Genomic DNA, 21,094 nt, shown 5'->3' with positions numbered 1-21,094 from the left:
CCAAGGGACGAAACCGGCGGCGGCGTCGGTGGGGTGGGGGGAGGGCGCCGCCGCCGCCGGAAGAGGATCCGGTCTCAAAACGCGAAGACGGAACCTGCTCTTATTTCCGCCGAGAGACGGAATTTCGCGAGTTCACGCGACATACGCACTCGAAAACCATCCCCTCATCTTTTTGACCCGGTGAAATACGTCCGATATTCTTATCTTGTTCATTTCAAGGTTATTAAACCCTGTTCATAGGAGCTATTTGATCGAATCTTCGTCCGCAATCGACTCGACTGCGAGTCGATTTACCACATTACAAGCCGGATTGTGAGTCGCCCCTTCTTCCCCCGGGCTCCGGGATGCGCCGCAATCGTTGCCGGAGTTTTGCTGGCGGCGGGAGAATCAGCCGCGCGGTGTGGCAACGCCCAGCCGGGGGATCTCGATCCTGGGGCAACGGTCCATCACAACCGCGAGCCCCGCCGCTTCGGCCCGCGCCGCGGCGGCGGCGTCGATCACGCCGAGCTGCATCCACACCGATCCGGCGCCCACCGCGATGGCGGCGTCCACCACCTCCCCCGCCGCATCGGAACGGCGGAAGACATCGACCATGTCGATCGGCCCTTCGATGTCGGACAGCGCCGCCGCCACGCGCTGGCCCAGTATCTCGCGCCCGGCGAGCTGGGGGTTGACCGGGATCACCCGGTATCCCTGCGCCAGCAGATAGGCCATCACGCCATGGCTGGGCCGGTCCGGCCGGTCCGACGCACCGACCAGCGCGATGGTGCGCACGCGCTCCAGCAGTGCCTTCACCTCCGCGTCATCGGCCGGCATCAGGGATTGGCCGCCAGCCATTCGAGCACCTGCGCCGCCAGCGCGGCGAACAGCGCCGCATCGGCGCCCTCGCCCGCCGCCGGCGGGCGGCCCGCGTCGCTCGCCTCGCGGATCGCCAGTTCCAGCGGCACGCGGCCCAGGAAGCCGATCCCCATCGCCGCCGCCGCCGCCTCCGCCCCGCCGCGCCCGAAGGGATCGGAAACCTCGCCGCAGTGCGGGCAGCGGTATCCCGCCATATTCTCGACCAGGCCGATCACCGGGACGCCAGTGCGCGCGAACAGATCGACCGCCCGGCGCGCGTCGATCAGCGCCAGATCCTGCGGGGTGGAGACGATCACCGCGCCCGCCGGCTTGTGCTTCTGCACCATGGTGAGCTGCACGTCGCCGGTTCCGGGCGGCAGATCGAGTACCAGCAGCTCGGCATCGCCCCATTCGGCATCGACGAGCTGGCCCAGCGCGCCGCCGGCCATCGGCCCGCGCCAGGCGATCGCCTGCCCCTCGGCTACCAGCCCGCCCATCGAGAGCAGCGGAACGCCATAGGGCGTCTCGACCGGCACCAGCTTCTCGCCCTCGGCGCGCGGGCGGATGCCTTCCACCGCCATCAGCCGCGTCTGCGACGGGCCGTAGATGTCGGCATCGACCAGCCCCACCTTGCGCCCGGCCCGCGCCAGCGCGATCGCCAGATTGGCGGCGACGGTGGACTTGCCCACCCCGCCCTTGCCGCTGGCCACCGCGATCAGCCGCAGGCGGCGGCGCTCGCTGGTCATCAGCACGCGCACCGATTCGATGCCCGGCATCGCCGCCACGGCAGCCTCAACGTCGCGCTCCAGCTCCTCGCGCGCAGCCGTGCCCAGCCCGCTGACGTCCAGCACCACGCGCGCCTTGCCCCCGTCCAGCCGCACGCTGGCACGCCCGGCGGCGAGGGGGGCGAGCGCGGCTTCGATTGCTTCCCGATCGGTCATGCGGCGGCTCATAGACTCGTTTTGCGCCGGACGGCACCTCCCGAGTGCAACCATGCGCCGCGCGCGGCCGCGATGCGCAATCGGCGCGCATGCCCCTGTAAATCCGCGGCGCGGCACCTATAAAGGCCGCATGGCAATAAGATTTGGCTGGCCGGTGAGCGGCGGCACCCTGAACAACGAACCGCCGAAAAGCCCCTGGGGCGGCGGTAGCGGCGGCGGCAACGGAGACGGCGGGAACGGCGGCGGACCGCGCAATCCCTGGTCCCTCCCGCCGGAGGGGCGGCGCGGCCGGCCCGGCGGTGGCGGCGGCGGAAATGGCGGCGGCAACGGCGGCGGCCCGTTCGACGATTTCCTGAAGCGCGCGCGCGGCGGCGGCTTCCCGGGCCTGCCCACCGGCGGCGCGCGAACCTGGCTGTTCGTCGCGGGCGGCCTGATCACGGCCTGGCTGCTCTATACCAGCATCCATGTGATCGGCCCGCAGGAACGCGGCGTCTCCACCCTCTTCGGGCGCTATTGGAGCACCATGTCGCCGGGCGTGAACATGACGCTGCCTTCGCCGCTGATGTCGGTCCAGGTGTTCGACGTGCAGAACATCCGCACCGAGAGCTTTCCGGAAAACAGCGGCGAGAACCTGATGCTGACGGGCGACCGCAACATCGTGGACCTCAGCTATTCGGTGCGCTGGGACATCAGCGACGCTCCCGATTTCGCGTTCCAGATCGCCGCCCCGCGCGATACCGTGCGCGCGACCGCGGAAACCGCGATGCGCGCGGTGATCGCCACCGCGACGCTGAACGACACGATCGGCGCCGGCCGATCGCAGCTCGAGGCGCGCGTTCAGGAGCTGATGCAGCAGATCCTGAACGAATATCATTCGGGCGTGCGCGTGCAGGGCGTGGCGATCAAGAACGCCAGCGCGCCCCAGGCCGTGGACGAGGACTTCAAGAAGGTGACCGCCGCGCAGCAGGAGGCCCAGGCGAACAAGAACAACGCCAACGCCTATGCCCAGCAGATCCTGGCCGCCGCGCAGGGCGAGACCGCGGAGTTCGACAAGATCTACGAACAATACAGGCTGGCGCCGGAGGTGACGCGCATGCGCCTCTATTATGAGACGATGGAGGCCGTGCTGGCGCGCACCAACAAGACGATCGTCGAGAGCGGGGGCGTGACCCCCTATCTGCCGCTGCCGGGCCTGCGCCCGAGCACCAGCGGCACGGCGCAGCAGGCCCAGCCCGCGCAACCCGCCCAGCCCGCCAAGCCGGAGGGAGGACGCTGATGCCCGCACTGCTCAAGAGCCCGGCCGCCGCGGCGGTGACGCTGATCGTCGCGGCGATTCTGTCGATCTCCACCTTCGCGATCGTCGACGAGACCGAACAGGCGGTGATCGTGCGGTTCGGCGTGCCCCAGCGCGTGATCAACCAGTATCAGCATGGCGAGCAGTTCGGCCGCACCGGCGCCGGCATCATCGCGCGCATGCCCTTCGTCGATCAGGTGATCCGCATCGACAAGCGCGTGCTCGATATCGATCTGCCCAACCAGCAGGTGCTCTCCACCGATCAGCTCCGGCTTGAGGTCGACGCCTTCGCGCGCTTCCGCGTCGTGGACCCGATCCGGCTGGTGGTTTCGGCCGGCTCCACCGAGCGCGTCGCCCAGCAGCTTCAGCCGCTGTTCGGATCGTCGCTGCGCAACGAACTGGGCAAGCGCCCGTTCGCCGCGCTGCTGAGCCCGGAACGCGGCGAGGTGATGGAGAATATCCAGCGCTCGCTCCAGCGGCTCGCCAGCCAATATGGCGTGGAGATCGTCGACGTCCGCATCAAGCATGCCGAGCTGCCCAGCGGCGCCGCGCTCGACAGCGCCTATGAGCAGATGCGCACCGCCCGGCGCCAGGAGGCCGCCACGATCCGCGCCCAGGGCCTGCGCGACGCGCAGATCATCCGCGCCAACGCCCAGGCGGAGGCTGCGCGCATCTATGCCGCCAGCTTCAACAAGGATCCAAGGTTCTACGACTTCTACCGGGCGATGCAGTCGTACCGGACGACGTTCCTGAACCAGGAGCCGGACAAGGGGGAGACCTCGATCATCCTTTCGCCGCAGAACAGCTATTTGCGCGAATTCATGGGGGGGCGGTGATCCTGTCTAACCGTTCATATTCAATCGGCGTTCAGGATTCCGGCGCGAGACTCCGGATCGGACGCGACTGATTCCATGAGAGGAAAAGCATCCGTGCGTTACGCCTATGCCCTTGCCACCGCGCTGCTGCTCAGCGGCACCGCGGCCACCCTTACGCTTCACCAGCCCGCCGGCGCGCAGACCGCGCAGAACGAGCCCGGCGCGATCCAGGCATCCGTGCCCCGTCCCGGCGCGCCGATGAGCTTCGCCGACATGGTCGCCAAGCTTCAGCCGGCGGTGGTCAACATCTCCACCACCCAGCGCGTCCAGGTGCAGCAGACCAATCCCTTCGCCGAGATGTTCGGCTTCGGCGGGCGCAGCCAGGGCGCGCCGCAGACGCGCAAGGCCGAATCGCTTGGATCGGGTTTCCTGATCTCGGCCGACGGTTATGTCGTGACCAACAACCATGTGGTCGCGGCCGGCGCGCGCGGCGCCGTGGTCGAATCGATCACCGTCACGCTGGCCGACGGGCGCGAGTTCAAGGCCAAGCTGATCGGCCGCGACGCCCAGTCCGACCTGGCCGTGCTGAAGATCGAGGGCAGCAACCTGCCCTTCGTGCGCTTCGGCGATTCGGCGCACACGCGCGTGGGCGATTGGGTGGTCGCGATCGGCAACCCCTTCGGCCTGGGCGGCACCGTGACCGCGGGCATCGTCTCCGCCGTCCATCGCGTGACCGGCCAGGGCGGCGCCTATGACCGCTTCATCCAGACCGACGCATCGATCAACCGCGGCAATTCCGGCGGCCCCATGTTCGACCTGAACGGCAATGTGATCGGCATCAACTCGCAGATCTATTCGCCGACCGGCGGCAACGTGGGCATCGGCTTCGCGATTCCGGCCGAAGAGGCCAAGCCGGTGATCGACCAGCTCATGAAGGGCCAGTCGATCGAGCGCGGCTATCTGGGCGTCGGCATGCAGGACCTGACCGACGACCTGGCCGAGGGGCTGGGCGTGCCCGCCGGGCGCGGCACGCTGATCCGCCAGGTCGAGCCCAACGAGGCCGCGGCCAAGGCGGGCATCCGCACCGGCGACGTGATCGTCAAGGTGGGCGACAAGGACGTGACCCCCGATCAGACGCTCAGCTATCTGATCGCCAACCTGAAGCCCGGATCGCGCGTGCCGCTGGAGCTGATCCGCGACGGCAAGCGCCAGACGGTGAACGTCACCCTCGGCAAGCGCCCGCCGGAGGAACAGCTCGCCCAGTTCGATCCCAATGACGAGAACAGCACGCCGCCGGAAAGCAGCTCCGCCGGCGCCTCGATCGGGCTCGCGGTGACGCCGCTCAACCCGCGCATCGCGCGCACGGTGGGCGCCGATCCCGACCGCCCCGGGCTGGTGGTGGTGGAGATCGATCCGTCGAGCGACGCCGCCGGCAAGGGCGTGCGCACCGGCGATGTGATCCGTGAGGTGGCGCGCGGCGCCACCCGCACCCCGGTGACCTCCGCCGACGATCTGGCCAAGGCAATCGCCGCCAGCAAGAGCGCGGGCAAGAGCTCGATCGTCCTCTTCGTCGAAACGCGCGGCGCCGGCCGCTTCGTCTCGATCGAGATCGCGAGCTAGAGTCAGTCCTGTTCAGGCAGCACCGGTCTTTCGGCCGGTGCCGCTGGATTTCCCGCCCGTTTCTCCCCTATCACGCTCCCCGGTCAGGGAGGTCGCGATGGCGGGAGAGACGGGCATTTTCATCGGCAGCGGCGGCGGCAAGCGCATCGAGCTGGTGCTGCGCCGCGCCAATCGCCACGGGCTGGTCGCCGGCGCCACCGGCACCGGCAAGACCGTGACGATCCAGGGCATGATCGAGGGGCTGTCGGCCGCCGGCGTCCCCTGCTTCGTCGCCGATGTGAAGGGCGACCTTTCCGGCATCGCCATGGCGGGATCGCCCGCCGCCAAGCTGCACGATATCTTCGCCGCGCGCGCGGCCGAGGTGGGCGACACCGGCTGGGCCTATGCCGACAATCCGGTGCAGTTCTGGGACCTGTACGGCGAGAAGGGCCACCCGATCCGCACCACCATTTCGGAGATGGGGCCGCTGCTGCTCGCGCGGCTGATGGACCTGAACGAGGTGCAGGAGGGCGTGCTGACCATTGCCTTCACCGTGGCGGACAAGGACGGGCTGCTTCTGCTGGATCTCGACGATCTGCAGGCGATGCTCACGCATTGCGCCGAGCGCGCGGACGAGCTGACCATAACCTACGGCAATATCTCCAAGGCCAGCGTGGGCGCGATCCAGCGCGCGCTGCTCCAGCTCCGCAGCCAGGGCGCGGCGGCCTTCTTCGGCGAACCCGCGCTGTCGATGGGCGACTTCATCCGCCACGACGACAAGGGTCGCGGCGTCGTCAACATCCTAGCCGCCGACAAGCTGATGGCCAGCCCGCGCCTCTACGCCACCTTCCTGCTCTGGCTGCTGAGCGAGCTGTTCGAGAGTCTTCCGGAGATCGGCGATCCCGACAAGCCGATCCTCGCCTTCTTCTTCGACGAAGCGCACCTGCTGTTCACCGACGCGCCCAAGGCGCTGCTTGAGAAGATCGAGCAGGTGGTGCGCCTGATCCGGTCGAAAGGCGTCGGCGTCTATTTCGTCACCCAGAACCCGATCGACATTCCCGATACGGTGGCGGGCCAGCTCGGCAACCGCGTCCAACATGCGCTGCGCGCCTTCACCCCGCGCGATCAGGCCGCGGTGAAATCCGCCGCCGAGACCTTCCGCGCCAATCCCGGCGTGGACGTCGCCACCGCGATCACCGAGCTGAAGGTCGGCGAGGCGCTGGTATCGCTGCTGCAGGAGGACGGCGCCCCCGCCCCGGTGGAACGCGCGCTGATCAAGCCGCCGCGATCGCGCGTCGGCCCGGTGACGCCCGAGGAGCGCAAGCTGCTGGTCGAGACCGACGCGATCGGCGCCAAATACGACACGCTCGCCGATCGCGAGTCGGCGGAGGAGCTGCTCACCGCCAAATCGGCCGAAGCCTCCGCCGCCGCCGCCGAGGCCGCCGCGAAGGACGAGGCCGAGAAGGCCGCCGCGGCCCAGGCCAAGCAGGACGCCCGCGCCGCCAAGGAGGCCGAGCGCGCGCGCATCGCCGCCCAGCGCGATGCCGACCGCGAGGCCCGGCTGGCCGAGCAGGAGCGCCGCCGCGCCGAGCGCGAGGCGGCCAATTCGCCATGGAACCGCGCCGTCACCTCGGCCACCCGCTCTGCCACCACCGCCGTCAGCCGCGAAGTGGCGACGCAGGTGACCAAGGCGGTGTTCGGCACCACCCGCGGCACAGGCGCCGGCTTCCTGGGCGGGCTGGTCCGTGGCGTGCTGGGGGGGCTGTTCAAGGGGCGCTGAGCCGGGCCAATGACCGGCTGGCGGCCCGGTGCTTTCCCGACTATATGTCCATAATGGCCAAACTGAAGGCAAGTGTGACGCAGACGGTGGTGCGGGATTCAAAGTCCGGGCGCCTTGTTACCGTGCGCGGAGCGGGATCGCTCAAGGGCAAGCTCAAGATCGACAAGGCCATCGACCTTACCAAGCCTATCGCCTCGCAGGCTACGAATGCAGACCGGCGGATGACCGCGTCCGCGCCGACCAAGCCCTGACGCTTGGCGGCATCCTGCTCGACACGCACGCGCTTTTTTGGCTCGTGAGCGGCGAGGAAAATCTCGCCGAAGAAGCCCTGATCGCAATCGGCGAAAATCAGGAAGCTAATACCCTTTTGTGTCACCGGTAACCGCATGGGAACTGTCGGTAGCAACGCGCAAGGCCCGAACCGCTGGACGCCTCCATCTGGGAGAGGAACCACCGGACCGCTGGTTTAGCGAGGCGGTGCGTGCCACTGCGGCCCGGATCATCCCCATTCGACAAAAGATTGCCATTGAAGCCGCGCGCGTCGTCGCGTCTACAGGCCACAAGGATCCGGGCGACTGTTTCCTGATCGCGACCGCGAGGGCAAAGGGAATTCCCATCGTAACCCGCGACGCCGCGATGCGAGGGTTCGCGGCGCGAGACCCGGATTATCTTAGCGTAATCGATTGTTGAGCCGGAACCGATGGCCGCTATTCCGAGGAAGGGCCACCGTGCAAGCGCGGGCGCCCGCACGCGGGAAACAGTCGTGACTTTTGCGACTTTCGGCTATCCCCGCGCCGAACGCATATCCGAAGCAGGAGCCCGCCGCCCATGACCACCGCCGCCCGCGCTCCGCTGGAGCTTACCGTCCGCGGGGTGATCCTGGGCGGGTTCATCACGCTGCTGTTCACGGCGGCGAACGTCTACCTGGGGCTCAAGATCGGGCTGACCTTCGCCACGTCGATTCCGGCGGCGGTGATATCGATGGCGATCCTGCGATTCCTGCCCAATTCGACGATCCTGGAGAACAACATCGTCCAGACCGTGGCCAGCGCCGCGGGAACGCTGGCGGCGATCATCTTCGTATTGCCGGGGCTGGTGATGATCGGCTGGTGGAACGGCTTCCCCTATCTGGAGACGGCGGCGATCACGATGCTGGGCGGCATATTGGGCGTGATGTTCTCGGTGCCGCTGCGCCGCGCGCTGATCGTCGATTCGCCCGAGCTTCCCTATCCGGAGGGCCGCGCCGCCGCCGAAGTGCTTCAGATCGGCGCGGGCAGCCGCGCGGGCGCGGAGGAAAGCGCCAAGGGGCTGGCGGTAATCCTGGTCACCGCGCTCGTTTCGGCGGGCTTCGCACTGCTCACCCGCATGAAGCTGGCCGCCGAGGAAGGCGCCGCCTTCTTCACGGCCGGGGCAGGATCGACCGGCATCGTCGGCGGGCTTTCCTTCGCGCTGATCGGCGCGGGGCACCTGATCGGGCTGACCGTGGGCATCGCGATGCTGGTCGGCATCGCCATCGGCTGGTGGGTGGCGCTGCCGGTCCTGACCGCAGGCATGCCGGGCGCGGCCGAAGAAGTGGCGAGCGCGGTGTTCCGCAGCGAGGTGCGCTTCCTGGGCGCGGGCACCATCGCCGTCGCCGCGATCTGGACGCTGCTCAAGATCGCCGGGCCGGTGGTGGGCGGGGTGCGCTCCTCGCTCGCCGCATCGCGCGCGGCACGCGCCGGGGCCGACATCGCCGATACCGAGCGCGATCTGCCGATCGGCTGGATCGGGCTGGGCACGCTGGCCGTGCTGGTGCCTATCGCCTGGCTGTTGTGGGACGTGCTGGCGGGCGGGCCGCTGGCGGGATCGGCGGCGTTGCTGGTCGCGGGATCGCTGCTGTTCGTCCTGGTCATCGGCCTGGTGATCGCGTCGGTCTGCGGATACATGGCCGGGCTGATCGGCGCGTCGAACAGCCCGGTGTCGGGCATCGGCATCCTTTCGATCCTGGCCGCGTCGCTGCTGCTGGTCGCGATGTTCGGCCGCGGGCAGGATGCGGGGACCACGCAGGCGCTGGTCGCCTATGCGCTGATCGTCACCGGCATCGTGTTCGGCGTCGCCACCATCTCCAACGACAATCTCCAGGACCTGAAGACCGGCCAGCTCGTCGGCGCGACGCCGTGGAAACAGCAGCTCGCGCTCGTCTTCGGCGTGATTTTCGGCAGCCTGGTGATCCCGCCGGTGCTGAGCGTGCTCAACGCCTCGTTCGGCTTCGCGGGCGTGCCTGGCGCCAGCGCCGATGCGCTGCCCGCGCCCCAGGCGGCGCTGATCTCGTCGCTGGCCAAGGGCGTGCTGGGCGGTGACCTGAACTGGGCGATGATCGGCGTCGGCGCGCTGGTGGGCGTGGGCGTGGTGGCGGCCGACGAACTGCTGGCGCACACGCGCGAAGGGCGCTTCCGCCTGCCGCCGCTGGCGGTGGGGCTGGGCATCTACCTGCCGATGGCGGTGACGCTGACGGTGGTGGTGGGCGCGGCGATCGGCTGGTTCTACGATCGCGCTGCCGATCGCGCGCGCGATCCGGAATTCGCCAAGCGCATGGGGGTGCTGATGGCGACGGGCCTGATCGTGGGGGACAGCCTGTTCGGCGTGCTCTACGCCGGCATCGTCTATGAATCCGGATCGGAATCGCCGCTGGCGGTGGTTGGCCCCGATTTCGCGGGATGGGCGCTGGGCGGCGGCACGATCGCCTTCCTGGCGCTCACCGCGCTCCTCTACGCCTATACCCGGGCCAAGGCGCGCTAAAGTCTTCCCGCCAACCCGCCGTTCGCGCTGAGCTTGCCGCGCCCAAGGGCGCCGCCCGGTCACATCAGCGCGAGCAGCGACCGGATCGGCACGAAGGCGAAGGCGACCGAGCTGTCCGCCACGCCATAGGGGATGAACAGCGTGTCCCCATGGCGGATCGCGCCGCAGGTATAGACCACGTTGGGCACATAGCCTTCGCGGTCCTGGTCGGCGGCGGCCAGGATCGGTTCCTTGGTCCGGCCGATCACCTTCGACGGATCGTTCTTGTCCAGCAGCGCGGCGCCGATCGAATATTTGCGCATCGCCCCAACGCCATGGGTGAGCATCAGCCAGCCCTCGTCGATCTCGATCGGCGGGCCGCAATTGCCCATCTGCACCAGCTCCCACGGGTAACGCGGGGTGATCAGCAGCTCGCCGCCCTCCCAATGGGTGATGCTGTCGGAGCTGTGGAGGAAGATGTTCTCGCCATCCTGGCGCCCCAGCATCATGTAGCGGCCGTCCACCTTGCGCGGGAACAGCGCCATGCCCTTGTTGCGCGCGGCGCTGCCGGTCATCGGCACCAGATCGAACGCCCGCCAGTCGCGCGTGCGCAGCAGCTCCGACTGGATCTGCGATCCGTTATAGGCGGTGTAGGTGCCGATCCACTCGTGACACCCGTCGTCGTGCAGGAAATGGCAGAGGCGCAGGTCCTCCAGCCCGTTGGACTGCGCCCGCGTGATCGGGAAGATCACCGTGCCCGACAGCGTCGAATCGCGGTGGCGATAGACGGTCACCGGTCCCTCGGGCACATGCTCCTCGTCCTCATGCGCGTCGGCGGCGGTGGCGAAGGGCGGCTCGGGCGCCAGCGTCATGTCGCCCTTGTCGGTGATGATGCCTTCGCGGAAGGCGACCGAGGAGATGTGCCCCTCGCCCACCGCTCGCAGGCTCATCAGCATGCGCAGCGATCCGGCCGGCATGCCCGACTGGTCGTAATGCGGCACCGCGCTGGGGTTCATCAGCGCGGCGGCGGCATAGCTATATTCGTGACAGAAATAGGCGCCGATGAGCTGGCGCTTCTCGTCACCGATCTGGCTGCCGTCGAGGCCCAGCAGGCCCTCGATCTCCTCATAGCGGGTCATGAACACCCGGCGCGTCTGCCAGTGGCGTGCCTCGAAATCCTTGAGCACGGCCTCCAGCTCGGCACGTGCCTGGCCGGGCGACATCTCCAGCACCTCGCGCACCAGCCGCTCGGTGCGGCTCGGCGCGCCGCCATGGGCCTGCCACGCGATGTGGAAGGGGCGCACCACGACGCGCGAAGGGTCTGCCCGCAGGCGAAGCGCGTGTTGATGCAGTTCCAGCATTCACCCCCCTGGGAAATCGGCCGCTATGCCAAGGCTATCCGGGGTGTTGCCACGATTTGCCGCGCCTTTGAAAGAGCCGAAATGGCGCAATTCGCAAGCTGGAGTGCCAGAATCGATTCGGCGCCCTGGTTGCGGTTCAAACCGGTGGGCATCAGGCCGTCGAAACAGCCGCCGTCCTGCGCGCTCGCCAGCGGCAGATCCAGGTCGTTGTGGCCCAGATACCAGCGATATGCGCGCATCGCCTCGTCTATCCAGCGCGCATCGCCGGTCGCGGCATGGGCGGCCTCGCACGCATCGATCGACGCCTGCGCTTCCAGCGGCTGCTGGTCGAACGGCATGGGATCGGCATAGGGGCGGCCGAAGCTCTCCGTACCCACCGCGCGGAAGCGGCCCTCCGGCGAGGTCTGGCGCGCGCCGATCCACTCCAGCGTTTCGAGCCCGACCGCGACGAAATCGGGCCGGTCCAGGATCATGCCCGCGCGCAACAGCGCCTCCGGCAGGCGCGCATTGTCATAGGCCAGGACGATCTCGAACCAGCTCCATTCGGGCCGCCGCGCCGAATCGAGCAGCGCGATCAGCTCCTCGCCAAAGCGGGTGAGGATGTTGAGCGACAGCGCATGGCCGGGATGCGCCTGGGCCATCGCCGCGGCGCCCAGCATCGCGAAGGCATGCGCGCGCGGGCTGCCCAGCTCCAGCGCGATCGAAGCGGTGGTATCGAACATCGAAGCCGCCCAGTCGCGATGCTTCTGGGCATGCGCGTCGCGCGCGGTGACGCCCAGCGCCCAGATCGCGCGGCCGTTCGAATCCTCCGATCCCGCGGCCTCGTTCCAGCTCCGGTCGAAATTCATGAAATTGCGGAAACGGCGCAGCTCGCGGTTCCAGGCGAACTGGACGAAGCCGGCGTAAACGCTGGTCCATCTGTCGCGCACCACCGGGTCCACATCGGGCATGCGGCACATCAGGATCAGCGCGCGGGCGTTGTCGTCGATGCAATATCCGTGATGCCGGTCGGGCACCGAATAGTGCGAATGCTGGAGCATGCCGGTGGAATCGCTCATCCGCTCGACCGCGGTGAAATCAGGCGCCAGCGGCGCGATCTCGGCGCTGGATCGGGCGATGCGGGGCGGGGCGCGATGGCCCAGCACGGCGCACAGCTCCGCCGCCGCCGATTCGGCCAGCCGCGGCCACAACATGGTGCGCCCGCGGGCATAGGCGCGTCCGGAAATCAGCGCCCGTTCGGCCGGATCGCTCAGCAGCCGCACGATCGCCTTGGCGAAACCGTCCACGTCGCCGAAGCCGACGAGCACGCCATGATCGTCCGCCAGTATCTCGGCGGCATGGACATAGGGGGTGGAGACCACGGGCTTGCCCACGCCCACGGCATAGGAAAGCGTGCCCGAGGTGATCTGCGCCGGATTGGTATAGGGCGTGGCATAGATGTCGGCGGCCTGGAGATAGTCGAGCAGTTCCTCCTGCTCGACAAAGGCGTCGACGAAGCGGACGTGATCGCCCACCCCCTTCTCCGCCGCCAGCGCCTTCAGCCGGTCGCGATAGGCCTCGCCCTCATGCGCCACCAGATTGGGATGCGTGGCGCCCAGCACCACGTACAGCGCCTGGGGCCGCGCCGCGACGATCTCCGGCATCGCCGCGATCATCGTCTCGATGCCCTTGTTGGGGGCCAGCAGGCCAAAGGTCAGCACCACCTCGCGCCCCTGCCAGCCGAAGCGCGGCTTGCGCGTCTCGGGATCGGCCAGCGCGCGATCGGGTACGCCGTGCGGGATCATGCGGACCAGGCGATCGCCCACACCATGGACGCGCCGCAGTATCTCGCGCCCGCGCTCGGCCATCACGATCACGCGCGCGGAACGGCGCAGGAGCTGCTCCATCACCCGCCGCTCATCGGCGCTGGGCCGTTCGAGCACGGTGTGCAGCGTCGCGATCACCGGGATCGTCAGCCGGTCGAGCAGCGCGATCAGCATCTCGCCGGCTGCCCCGCCGAAGATGCCATATTCATGCTGGACCCACAGCGCCTGGGCGCCGCTCTCCTCGATCGCGCGCGCAGCCTCCACATAGGCGGAACGTTCGTTCTGCGGGATCGCGCGGGTCACCTCAGGCGGATAATCGTAACGGCCCGGATGATCGTCCATCGCATAGACATCGACGCGAAGATCCGGGAAACGCGCCTTCAGCGCGGCATGCGTGTCCGTGGTATAGGTCGCGATGCCGCATTTGCGCGGCAGGAAGTTGCCGATAAGGGCGATATGCCGCAATGCGGTCGAATCGTTCGGCGCCATCCCTCGTCCTTTACAAAGACCAGTTGGTGCAGGCACTTAAGCCCGTCAGCCTTCCCAACTCCCCGTCCCTGATTTGGTTCAACTATGCTGCAATGCAACAACGTACATTGACGGCGGCCTGATGTAAATCGCGCGATCAGCCGCGGCCGCGATATCCGGGAACATCCTGCGCGGGCACCCACACGCCCTCGGGCGGTTCGCCCGATTGCCAGAACACGTCGATCGGGATGCCGCCGCGCGGATACCAATATCCGCCGATACGCAGCCACTCCGGCGCCATTTCGTCGAACAGCCGCTGGCCGATGCCCACCGTCACATCCTCGTGAAAGGCGCCGTGATTGCGGAAGCTGGCCAGGAACAACTTGAGCGACTTGGATTCGACGATCGTCGCGCGCGGCACATAATCGATCACCAGATGCGCGAAATCGGGCGCCCCGGTGACCGGGCAGAGCGAGGTGAACTCCGGCGCGGCGAAGCGCACCAGATATCGCGTGCCCGCGCGCGGATTGGGGACGTAATCGAGCACCGCCGCCTCGGGCGATGCGGGGAGCGGCGATTGCTGGCCAAGGTGCCTGGGTTCCATGGCCTCCATCTAGTGGCTGTATCGCGTTGCTGCAAAGCGCCGCGAGTCCTAAGAACACGGGCCATGGACGCACTGGTTTCCACCGAATGGCTGGCGGATGCGCTGGGCGCGCGCGATCTGGCGCTGATCGACGCCACCGCCTTCCTGCCCGAGCATGGGCGCGACGCGGCGGCGGAATTCGCGCAGGGGCATATCCCCGGCGCGCAGTTCCTGTCGCTCTCGACCTTCGTCGACGCGGCCGACCCCCGCCCGGCGATGCTGCCCCCGCCCGAGCTGGTCGCCAGCCGCATGGCGAAGCTGGGCGCCGGCGACGGGATGCGCATCCTGCTCTACGACAACAGCCCGATGCACACCGCGGCGCGGGCATGGTGGGTCCTCACCCGCTATGGCACGCCCGATGTCGCGATCCTTGACGGCGGCATGCAGAAATGGCGCGCGGAGGGCCGGCCGGTGACCGCCGACCTGGACATCCCGCGCCCGCGCCACTTCACGCCGCGCCGGGCGCCTGCGGGCGTGCGGACGCTGGCGGACATGCTCGCCAATGTCGCGAGCGGCGCCGAGCAGGTGGCCGACGCGCGCGGCCCCGCCCGCTTCACCGGCACGGAGGCTGAGGCCCGCCCGGGGCTGGCATCGGGCCATATCCCGGGATCGTGCAACCTCCACTATGCCCGCTTCTTCGAGGCGGACGGCACCTGGAAGCGCGACGACGCGCTGGCGGCAGTATTCGCCGATGCGGGAATCGATCCCGCGCGCCCGCTTGCCGCCACCTGCGGCTCGGGGGTCACCGCCGCGGTGATCGTGTTCGCCGCGCACCTGCTGGGGCATGAGGCCGCGCTCTACGACGGAAGCTGGAGCGAATGGGGCGCCCATCCCGATACGCCCAAGGCGGCCGGCGCATGAGCGGCGGAGACGAGGGCACGAACCCGTCCAAGGGACCGGGCGATGCCACCCGCATCGTGGAGGCCGGGCGGCGCCCTGAATGGACGCAGGGCATCGTCAGTCCGCCGGTGTGGCGCGCATCGACCATCCTGTACGAAGACGTCGCCGAACTGCGCGCCGCCGCCGGGCGGGACACGCACCACCGGCTGTTCTACGGCCGCCGCGGCACCCCCACGCAATGGGCGCTGGCCGACGCGCTGACCGAGCTGGAGCCGGGGGCGGAGGCGACGCTGCTCTATCCCTCGGGCGTGGCGGCGATCGCGTCGGCGCTGCTCGCGGTGCTGTCGCCCGGCGACGAGCTGCTGGTGCCCGACAGCGTCTATGATCCCACGCGCGGGCTGGCCAACGGGCTGCTCAAGCGCTTCGGCATCGCCACGCGCTTCTACGATCCGCTGATTGGCGCGGACATCGCCGGGATGTTGGGCGAGCGCACCCGGGCGATCTTCCTGGAAAGCCCCGGCAGCCTGACCTTCGAGGTGCAGGACGTGCCCGCGATCGTGGATGTCGCGCGGGCGCGCGGCATCGTCACGCTGCTCGACAACACCTGGGCCACGCCGCTGCTGTTCCCCGCGATCGGGCTGGGAGTGGATTACACCATCCTTGCCTGCACCAAATATATCGTCGGCCATTCGGACGTGATGCTGGGATCGGTGACCGCCGCGCCCGGCCGCCACGCCGCGTTGCGCGACGCCAGCTACCAGCTCGGCCAGACCGCCAGCCCCGACGACGCCTGGCTGGGATCGCGCGGGCTGCGCACGCTGGGGGTGCGGATGCGCCAGCACGGCGAATCGGCGCTGCGCGTCGCCGAATGGCTGCGCACCCGGCCGGAGGTGGCGCGCGTGCTCCACCCCGCGCTGCCCGATTGCCCGGGGCACGATATCTTCGCGCGCGATTTCCGCGGCGCATCGGGGCTGTTCTCCTTCGTGCTGCGCGGCGGGGACGAGGGCGCGCGGGCCGCGCTGATCGACGGGCTGGCGCATTTCGGCATCGGCTATAGCTGGGGCGGGTTCGAAAGCCTGGCGATCCCGGTCGATCCCGAACGCTATCGCACCGCGACGCGCTGGCAGGCGGAAGGCCCGGCGGTGCGCCTCCAGATCGGGCTGGAGGATACGGACGACCTGATCGCCGATCTGGAATCCGGGCTGGCAAGGTTCCGCGCGGCGGCGGGCTGAGGCTTCTTCCGCAACGCGGACCGCGCGCCTATCTTCGGCGCGTGCCCGCGTCATCCGTAACCGCCCGAATCGCCGACGGCGTCTGCTCGATTCCGGCAGCGCGATGGGATGCCTGCGCCGGCACCGCCGATCCCTTCGTCAGCCATGCATTCCTCTCCGCGCTCGAACGCTCGGGCTCGGCGACGGCGGAGACGGGGTGGCAGCCGCTGCCGATCGTTGTGGACGGCGCCGATGGCGCGCCCGCCGCGATCGCGCCCGCCTATGCCAAGAGCCACAGCCAGGGCGAATATGTGTTCGACCATGCCTGGGCCGACGCATGGCAGCGCGCGGGCGGGCGCTATTATCCCAAGATCCAGGTGGCGGTGCCCTTCACCCCCGTGCCCGGCCCGCGGCTGCTGCTGCGCGATCCGGCGATGGCGCCTGCGCTGATCGCCGCGATCGAGACGCTGACCGAACAGAACGGCCTGTCCTCCGCGCACGTCACCTTCGTCGAGGAAGCGCAGCTACCGCTGTTCGAGGCAGCCGGTTGGCTGGTGCGCGCGGGCACCCAGTTCCACTGGCAGAACCAGGGCTATGGCTGCTTCGACGATTTCCTGGGCGCACTCTCCAGCCGCAAGCGCAAGGCGATCCGCCGCGAGCGCGCCGAGGCGGCGGCGGGGCTGGCCATCCGCCACCTGAGCGGCGCGGAGATAACCGAGGCGCATTGGGACGCCTTCTGGAACTTCTATCAGGATACCGGCGGCCGCAAATGGGGGCGGCCCTATCTGACGCGATCCTTCTTCTCGATGCTGGGCGAGGCGATGGGGGATCGCGTGCTGCTGATCCTGGCAGAGCGCGACGGGCAGCCGATCGCGGGGGCGCTGAACCTGATCGGCGCCGATGCGCTGTACGGCCGATACTGGGGCTGCACCGAGGAGGTGCCGTTCCTCCACTTCGAGCTCTGCTATTATCAGGCGATCGACGCCGCGATCGCACGCGGGCTGGGCCGCGTGGAGGCGGGGGCGCAGGGCGAACACAAGCTGGCGCGCGGATACCGGCCGGTCACCACCTGGTCCGCGCACTGGCTGCCCGATCCCGGCTTCCGCCGCGCGGTGGCCGACTTTCTGGAGCGCGAAAAGGCCGCCGTCGCGCACGAGCAGGAATTCCTGGGGCAGATGATGCCCTTCCGCCGCGGGGGATGACGAGTCCCGGCGCGGCGGCCCTCAAAAGTCCGGCGACATCGAGTTGACGATCTGGCTGCCGTCCTCGGCAAAGTCCTTCAGCGGGCGCGGGCGCGGCAGATCGCGCGTCGTGGGCACCGGGGCGGGCACGTCGCGATCGACCTTGAACAGCGCGCTGCCGTCCTCGCCGCGCCACAGCGGGATCAGCCCCTGCTCCAGCCGCCGGTCATAGGCGGGCGGGCGAATCACCCAGACATAGTCGAAGGCGTCGCGCGGCATGTTGACCAGCATCCACGCCACCGGCCGCCAATATTCGCGCGGGCACTGCACGTCGGTCACCATCTGCGACGGATCGTGGATGAAGCGCCGGGCGATGTCGCGGCGCGGACGATCGGAGAGATAGCGCACCGTCATCAACTGGCCGCCCTGCATCGACCATTGATCGTTGGTGTAGGACAGCCGCCGTTCGAGCGCGAGGCCCGGCAGGTGCTGAAGCCGCGTCATCCGCCATTCGTTGTAGCAGGTCTCACCCACGAAGCTCACCAGCCGCGATCCGACGGGCAGATGCTCCAGCGCCTTCAGCTCGCGATCATAGGCCTGGTCGTAGAGCAGGAACGACCAGGTGGTGCCCGCGATGCGCGCGCCATAGAAGGCGAGGCCCAGCATCGCCACCGTCGCCGCGCCGCGGATCGAAAGCCCTGGCTTCGGCCGGATCGCCACGATCGCGATCGCGATCAGGAAGGGCACCAGCCGCATGTCGGCATAGGCCGATCCGAAAACGATGCGCGGCAGGAAGATATAGACCAGCAGCAGGAAGATCGCCGACAGGCCCAGGTTGCGCGAATATTGGATATTCGGATCGCGCACCGCCTTGAACAGCAGCAGGAACAGCACGCCAACGCTGGCGATGTCGAACAACTGCCAGCGATCGCGGAACACCTGGGTGATCCACAGCATCTTGGCGCGCCAGTTGAACATATCGGTCGTCTGGCCCGAGACCGCGCCGCTGCGCCACGCGAGCATCAGCAGCGCCGGCGGCGCCAGCACCAGGCAGTGGATCCCCGCCCAGAACCAGGGCACCACCCAGGAATCGACCAGCCCCACGTTCCACGGCCGCCCCGGCTTGCGCCGCAGGTCGTGCTGGCGGATCAGCTCGGCGGAGAAGGCAAGCACGCCCAGCGTCCCCCAGCCGAAGGTGTGGGTGATCCACACCAGGAACGATATCGGCACGAACAGGATCGCACGCAGCCGCAGCCGCCCCAGCCGCGCCAGCCGCAGCCACAGCGCGAAGGCGTTGAGCGCCAGCGCCATCGAGAGCGCGAAGTTGACGAAGCCGAAGTGGAACGGGAAGGCATAGGCCAGCGGCAGCGCGAACAGCGTCGTCGCCGGGATGCGGCCATGCACCTCCCGCGCGATCCACAACAGGCCGATCACCGTCAGCGGCGGGATCGTCATCACGATCAGCTTCACCGCCAGTTCCAGCCCGAAGATCTTCTCGAGCGGGATGATGAGCAGGTCGACGCCCAGGTTGCCGATCAGGCTCCACTCGAAATTATACCATTCGAGCAGCCACGGGTGCTGCGCATGCTCAAGCTGGACGCGATAGCGCCCCATGTGCCCGGGCAGGTCGACCAGCGGCGGAATATCCGGCCACAACAGCGGCACCACGGCCAACAATGCGGCCGCGGCCACGAACCATCGTGTCTGCCACCAATGCAGCGCTTCGCCCCTGTCCATCGAGCGGCTTTAGGGCAGCGGACGGGGCCGCCGCAAGCCGCGTTCAGCGCACGCGATAGAGCTGGATCGGGCTGTCCGTCGCAACCGGCTCAAGCCAGTCCGGCGCAGGGGCGCCCGACTGAAGCCGTTCGGCCAGGCTGCCGGGGCGATAGCGCTCCAGCCCGGGCTCATGGAGCAGGCCGCCGCAGATCGCGACATAATTTATCCCCTCCGCCCGCGCCTGATGCCGCGCGGCATCGGGCGGGGACAGGAAAAACCGGTACATCGCCAGGTTCCCGGCATTGTTGCGGTGATACAGGCTGCCCACCACATGATGCGGCGTCGCCGCGAGTAGGTAGGAATCGAGGTCCAGCGGCGCCATGATCGTGCCGCGCGGCAATCCGGCGATCACCGCAACGCCGTCTGGAGACACGCAATTCTTCTGCACCGCGCGCGCGATCACGATCGGCTTGGCGAGCACGCCGTCCAACTGCGCGGCGATCAGGTTCCAGCAGATGCCCGCGCCCAGCGTCCACAAGGCCAGCCGGCGCACCAGCGTCGTCTCGCGCGCCAGCAGCGCGGCGAATGGCACCACGGCTATCCCCGCCATGATATAGGTCACCCGCACCTGCGCCACGCTGGCAAGCGCGCCCAGCACCAGGAAGATCGCGAACACCCGCCACCGCGGCTCGCGCCATGCCATCCAGGCGGCCAGCGCCGCACCGGGCAGGATCAGTCCGCCATAGGCGACCGCGGTGCCGAACGTGTCCTGGCGCAACAGGCTGCTCGCCTCGTTCACGTTGCGCATCCACACCTGCTGGAGGAAGGGATCGAGCGCGCCATAGGGGCCAGCCACGCACACCGCCGAAGTCTTCCACGCCGCCGCCGCGGCAATGGTGCCCAGCACGGCCGCCACGCCGGTACGTGCCTTCCACCCGCCGAGCCGCGCGCCCGCCAGCCCGAGCGCCGCCAGCGCGCCGGCCAGCACCAGCGTGCCGCGCGAGGAAGCCGGCGTGAATCCGTCGCACCATTGCTCGGGCCAGACATGCGGCCGCGCGAAGGCGAGCAGCGCGAGCGTGACCCCGCCCAGCGCCAGCGCGAAGCCCAGCATGCGCCGGTCCTGTTCGCGGCCGCCCGCGATCCAGGCGAGCCCCATCGCCGCCACCGCGGCGACGATCTCGGGCGCGGCCTCCAGCCCCACCGCCAGGCTGAGCGCGGCGGCGGCGCCGGCGGCCAGCCCGCGGCGCAGCGTGGGCTCCACCACCAGCATGTCCGCCAGCAGCACCAGCAGCACGATCTGCAGCGCATGGTGATCGATCCGGCCCGGAAGGAACAGGCTGATCGTGGGAAAGGCGAGCGCGGCGAGGATCAGCGCGGGGATGCGCGCGCCATCGCCACCGATCCGCCCCGCCATCCGCGCGACGATCAGCAGATAAGCGAAGAACAGCATCGCCGGCCAGGCGATCACCGCCGCCACCTCCGCCGCGTGCGTGCCGATCAGCGGGGTCAGCACCAGCAGCAGCAGCGCGAGCGCCGCATCGGCGATCCGCGACCAGTGCATCGACGCGCCCTCCGGCGGGCCGAAGCGATATTGCATCAGATCGTTGAAGCCCTGTCCGCCCAGCCAGTCGCGCACCTGCTGGAGCCGCACCATATCGTCGTTGTCCGGCAGCCAAAGGCGGCTGAGCACCGCCCAGTCCTTGATCGTCCAGGCGGCGGTGAGGATCAGCGCGATCGCCAGCGCGAGCGGCCAGATGCGGTGCCTTCCCGCGGCGGGCGGCGACAGATCGGCCGAAGGCGCGTCGGCGCGGGGCGCGGCGGCGGGAGCGGTTGCGGCGGTCATCGG

Annotated in this window: 17 protein-coding genes; 10 read left to right on the top strand and 7 right to left on the bottom strand. The window is 68.9% G+C overall.

What is annotated here, in order from left to right; genetic code table 11:
* Positions 1-387: 387 nt before the first annotated feature.
* Positions 388-816: a CoA-binding protein gene (locus OM513_RS04355; protein WP_264942893.1), complete on the bottom strand. Its 429-nt coding sequence runs from the start codon at positions 814-816 to the stop codon at positions 388-390.
* The gene (locus OM513_RS04350; RefSeq protein ID WP_264943043.1) at positions 816-1,613 is read right to left on the bottom strand and encodes an Mrp/NBP35 family ATP-binding protein; all 798 of its coding nucleotides are present in this window, start codon (positions 1,611-1,613) and stop codon (positions 816-818) included. Before OM513_RS04350 ends, OM513_RS04355 begins: the two co-directional genes overlap by 1 nt.
* 295 nt (positions 1,614-1,908) lie before the next feature.
* Between OM513_RS04350 and hflK the strand changes: the two genes are divergently transcribed.
* From hflK to OM513_RS04320, 7 genes are all read left to right on the top strand, one after another.
* A complete protein-coding gene (gene hflK / locus OM513_RS04345; RefSeq protein WP_380916227.1) occupies positions 1,909-3,054 on the top strand; it encodes a protease modulator HflK in 1,146 nt (381 codons plus the stop codon).
* The gene (hflC, locus tag OM513_RS04340) at positions 3,054-3,908 is read left to right on the top strand and encodes a protease modulator HflC (protein WP_264942891.1); all 855 of its coding nucleotides are present in this window, start codon (positions 3,054-3,056) and stop codon (positions 3,906-3,908) included. Before hflK ends, hflC begins: the two co-directional genes overlap by 1 nt.
* Before the next feature lie 93 nt (positions 3,909-4,001).
* Positions 4,002-5,507, top strand: coding sequence for a Do family serine endopeptidase (locus tag OM513_RS04335; RefSeq protein WP_264942890.1), 1,506 nt, complete (start codon positions 4,002-4,004; stop codon positions 5,505-5,507).
* Between the two features lie 97 nt (positions 5,508-5,604).
* Complete coding sequence (locus tag OM513_RS04330; RefSeq protein ID WP_264942889.1) at positions 5,605-7,266, top strand: DUF853 domain-containing protein; 1,662 nt, start codon at positions 5,605-5,607, stop codon at positions 7,264-7,266.
* Positions 7,267-7,319: 53 nt separating this feature from the next.
* A complete protein-coding gene (locus OM513_RS04325) occupies positions 7,320-7,517 on the top strand; it encodes a hypothetical protein (RefSeq protein WP_264942888.1) in 198 nt (65 codons plus the stop codon).
* Between the two features lie 118 nt (positions 7,518-7,635).
* On the top strand, positions 7,636-7,956 hold the full coding sequence (locus OM513_RS20800) for a PIN domain-containing protein (RefSeq protein WP_380916228.1): 321 nt from the start codon (positions 7,636-7,638) through the stop codon (positions 7,954-7,956).
* A gap of 138 nt (positions 7,957-8,094) precedes the next feature.
* Positions 8,095-10,044 carry an OPT family oligopeptide transporter gene (locus tag OM513_RS04320; RefSeq protein ID WP_264942887.1) on the top strand — a complete coding sequence of 650 codons (1,950 nt, stop codon included), beginning with the start codon at positions 8,095-8,097 and terminating at the stop codon, positions 10,042-10,044.
* A 59-nt stretch (positions 10,045-10,103) separates the two neighbouring features.
* Here the strand turns inward: OM513_RS04320 and OM513_RS04315 are convergent, their stop codons facing one another.
* From OM513_RS04315 to queF, 3 genes are all read right to left on the bottom strand, one after another.
* A complete protein-coding gene (locus OM513_RS04315) occupies positions 10,104-11,384 on the bottom strand; it encodes a glycoside hydrolase family 130 protein (protein WP_264942886.1) in 1,281 nt (426 codons plus the stop codon).
* A gap of 23 nt (positions 11,385-11,407) precedes the next feature.
* Positions 11,408-13,678, bottom strand: coding sequence for a glycosyltransferase family 4 protein (locus OM513_RS04310; RefSeq protein WP_264942885.1), 2,271 nt, complete (start codon positions 13,676-13,678; stop codon positions 11,408-11,410).
* A gap of 136 nt (positions 13,679-13,814) precedes the next feature.
* Positions 13,815-14,261: a preQ(1) synthase gene (gene queF, locus OM513_RS04305; protein WP_264942884.1), complete on the bottom strand. Its 447-nt coding sequence runs from the start codon at positions 14,259-14,261 to the stop codon at positions 13,815-13,817.
* Between the two features lie 63 nt (positions 14,262-14,324).
* Here queF and OM513_RS04300 point away from each other — a divergent pair, with 63 nt between their 5' ends.
* Genes OM513_RS04300 through OM513_RS04290 form a run of 3 tightly spaced genes read left to right on the top strand, consistent with a single transcriptional unit; the run spans position 14,325 to position 17,553 of the window.
* Positions 14,325-15,161 carry a sulfurtransferase gene (locus OM513_RS04300; RefSeq protein WP_264942883.1) on the top strand — a complete coding sequence of 279 codons (837 nt, stop codon included), beginning with the start codon at positions 14,325-14,327 and terminating at the stop codon, positions 15,159-15,161.
* On the top strand, positions 15,158-16,372 hold the full coding sequence (metC, locus tag OM513_RS04295) for a cystathionine beta-lyase (RefSeq protein WP_264942882.1): 1,215 nt from the start codon (positions 15,158-15,160) through the stop codon (positions 16,370-16,372). Before OM513_RS04300 ends, metC begins: the two co-directional genes overlap by 4 nt.
* Before the next feature lie 41 nt (positions 16,373-16,413).
* Positions 16,414-17,553 (top strand): GNAT family N-acetyltransferase, encoded by a 1,140-nt coding sequence (locus tag OM513_RS04290; protein WP_264942881.1) that lies wholly within the window; start codon positions 16,414-16,416, stop codon positions 17,551-17,553.
* 21 nt (positions 17,554-17,574) lie between these two features.
* Here OM513_RS04290 and OM513_RS04285 read toward each other — a convergent pair whose 3' ends face one another.
* Both OM513_RS04285 and OM513_RS04280 read right to left on the bottom strand, forming a co-directional pair.
* The gene (locus OM513_RS04285) at positions 17,575-19,269 is read right to left on the bottom strand and encodes a hypothetical protein (protein ID WP_264942880.1); all 1,695 of its coding nucleotides are present in this window, start codon (positions 19,267-19,269) and stop codon (positions 17,575-17,577) included.
* Between the two features lie 43 nt (positions 19,270-19,312).
* A complete protein-coding gene (locus OM513_RS04280) occupies positions 19,313-21,091 on the bottom strand; it encodes a hypothetical protein (RefSeq protein ID WP_264942879.1) in 1,779 nt (592 codons plus the stop codon).
* Between the last annotated feature and the right edge of the window lie 3 nt (positions 21,092-21,094).

This window comes from Sphingomonas canadensis, from assembly GCF_026013525.1.
In the GTDB taxonomy this organism is placed as follows: domain Bacteria; phylum Pseudomonadota; class Alphaproteobacteria; order Sphingomonadales; family Sphingomonadaceae; genus Sphingomonas; species Sphingomonas canadensis.
This window is presented reverse-complemented; position numbering and strand designations above follow the sequence as displayed.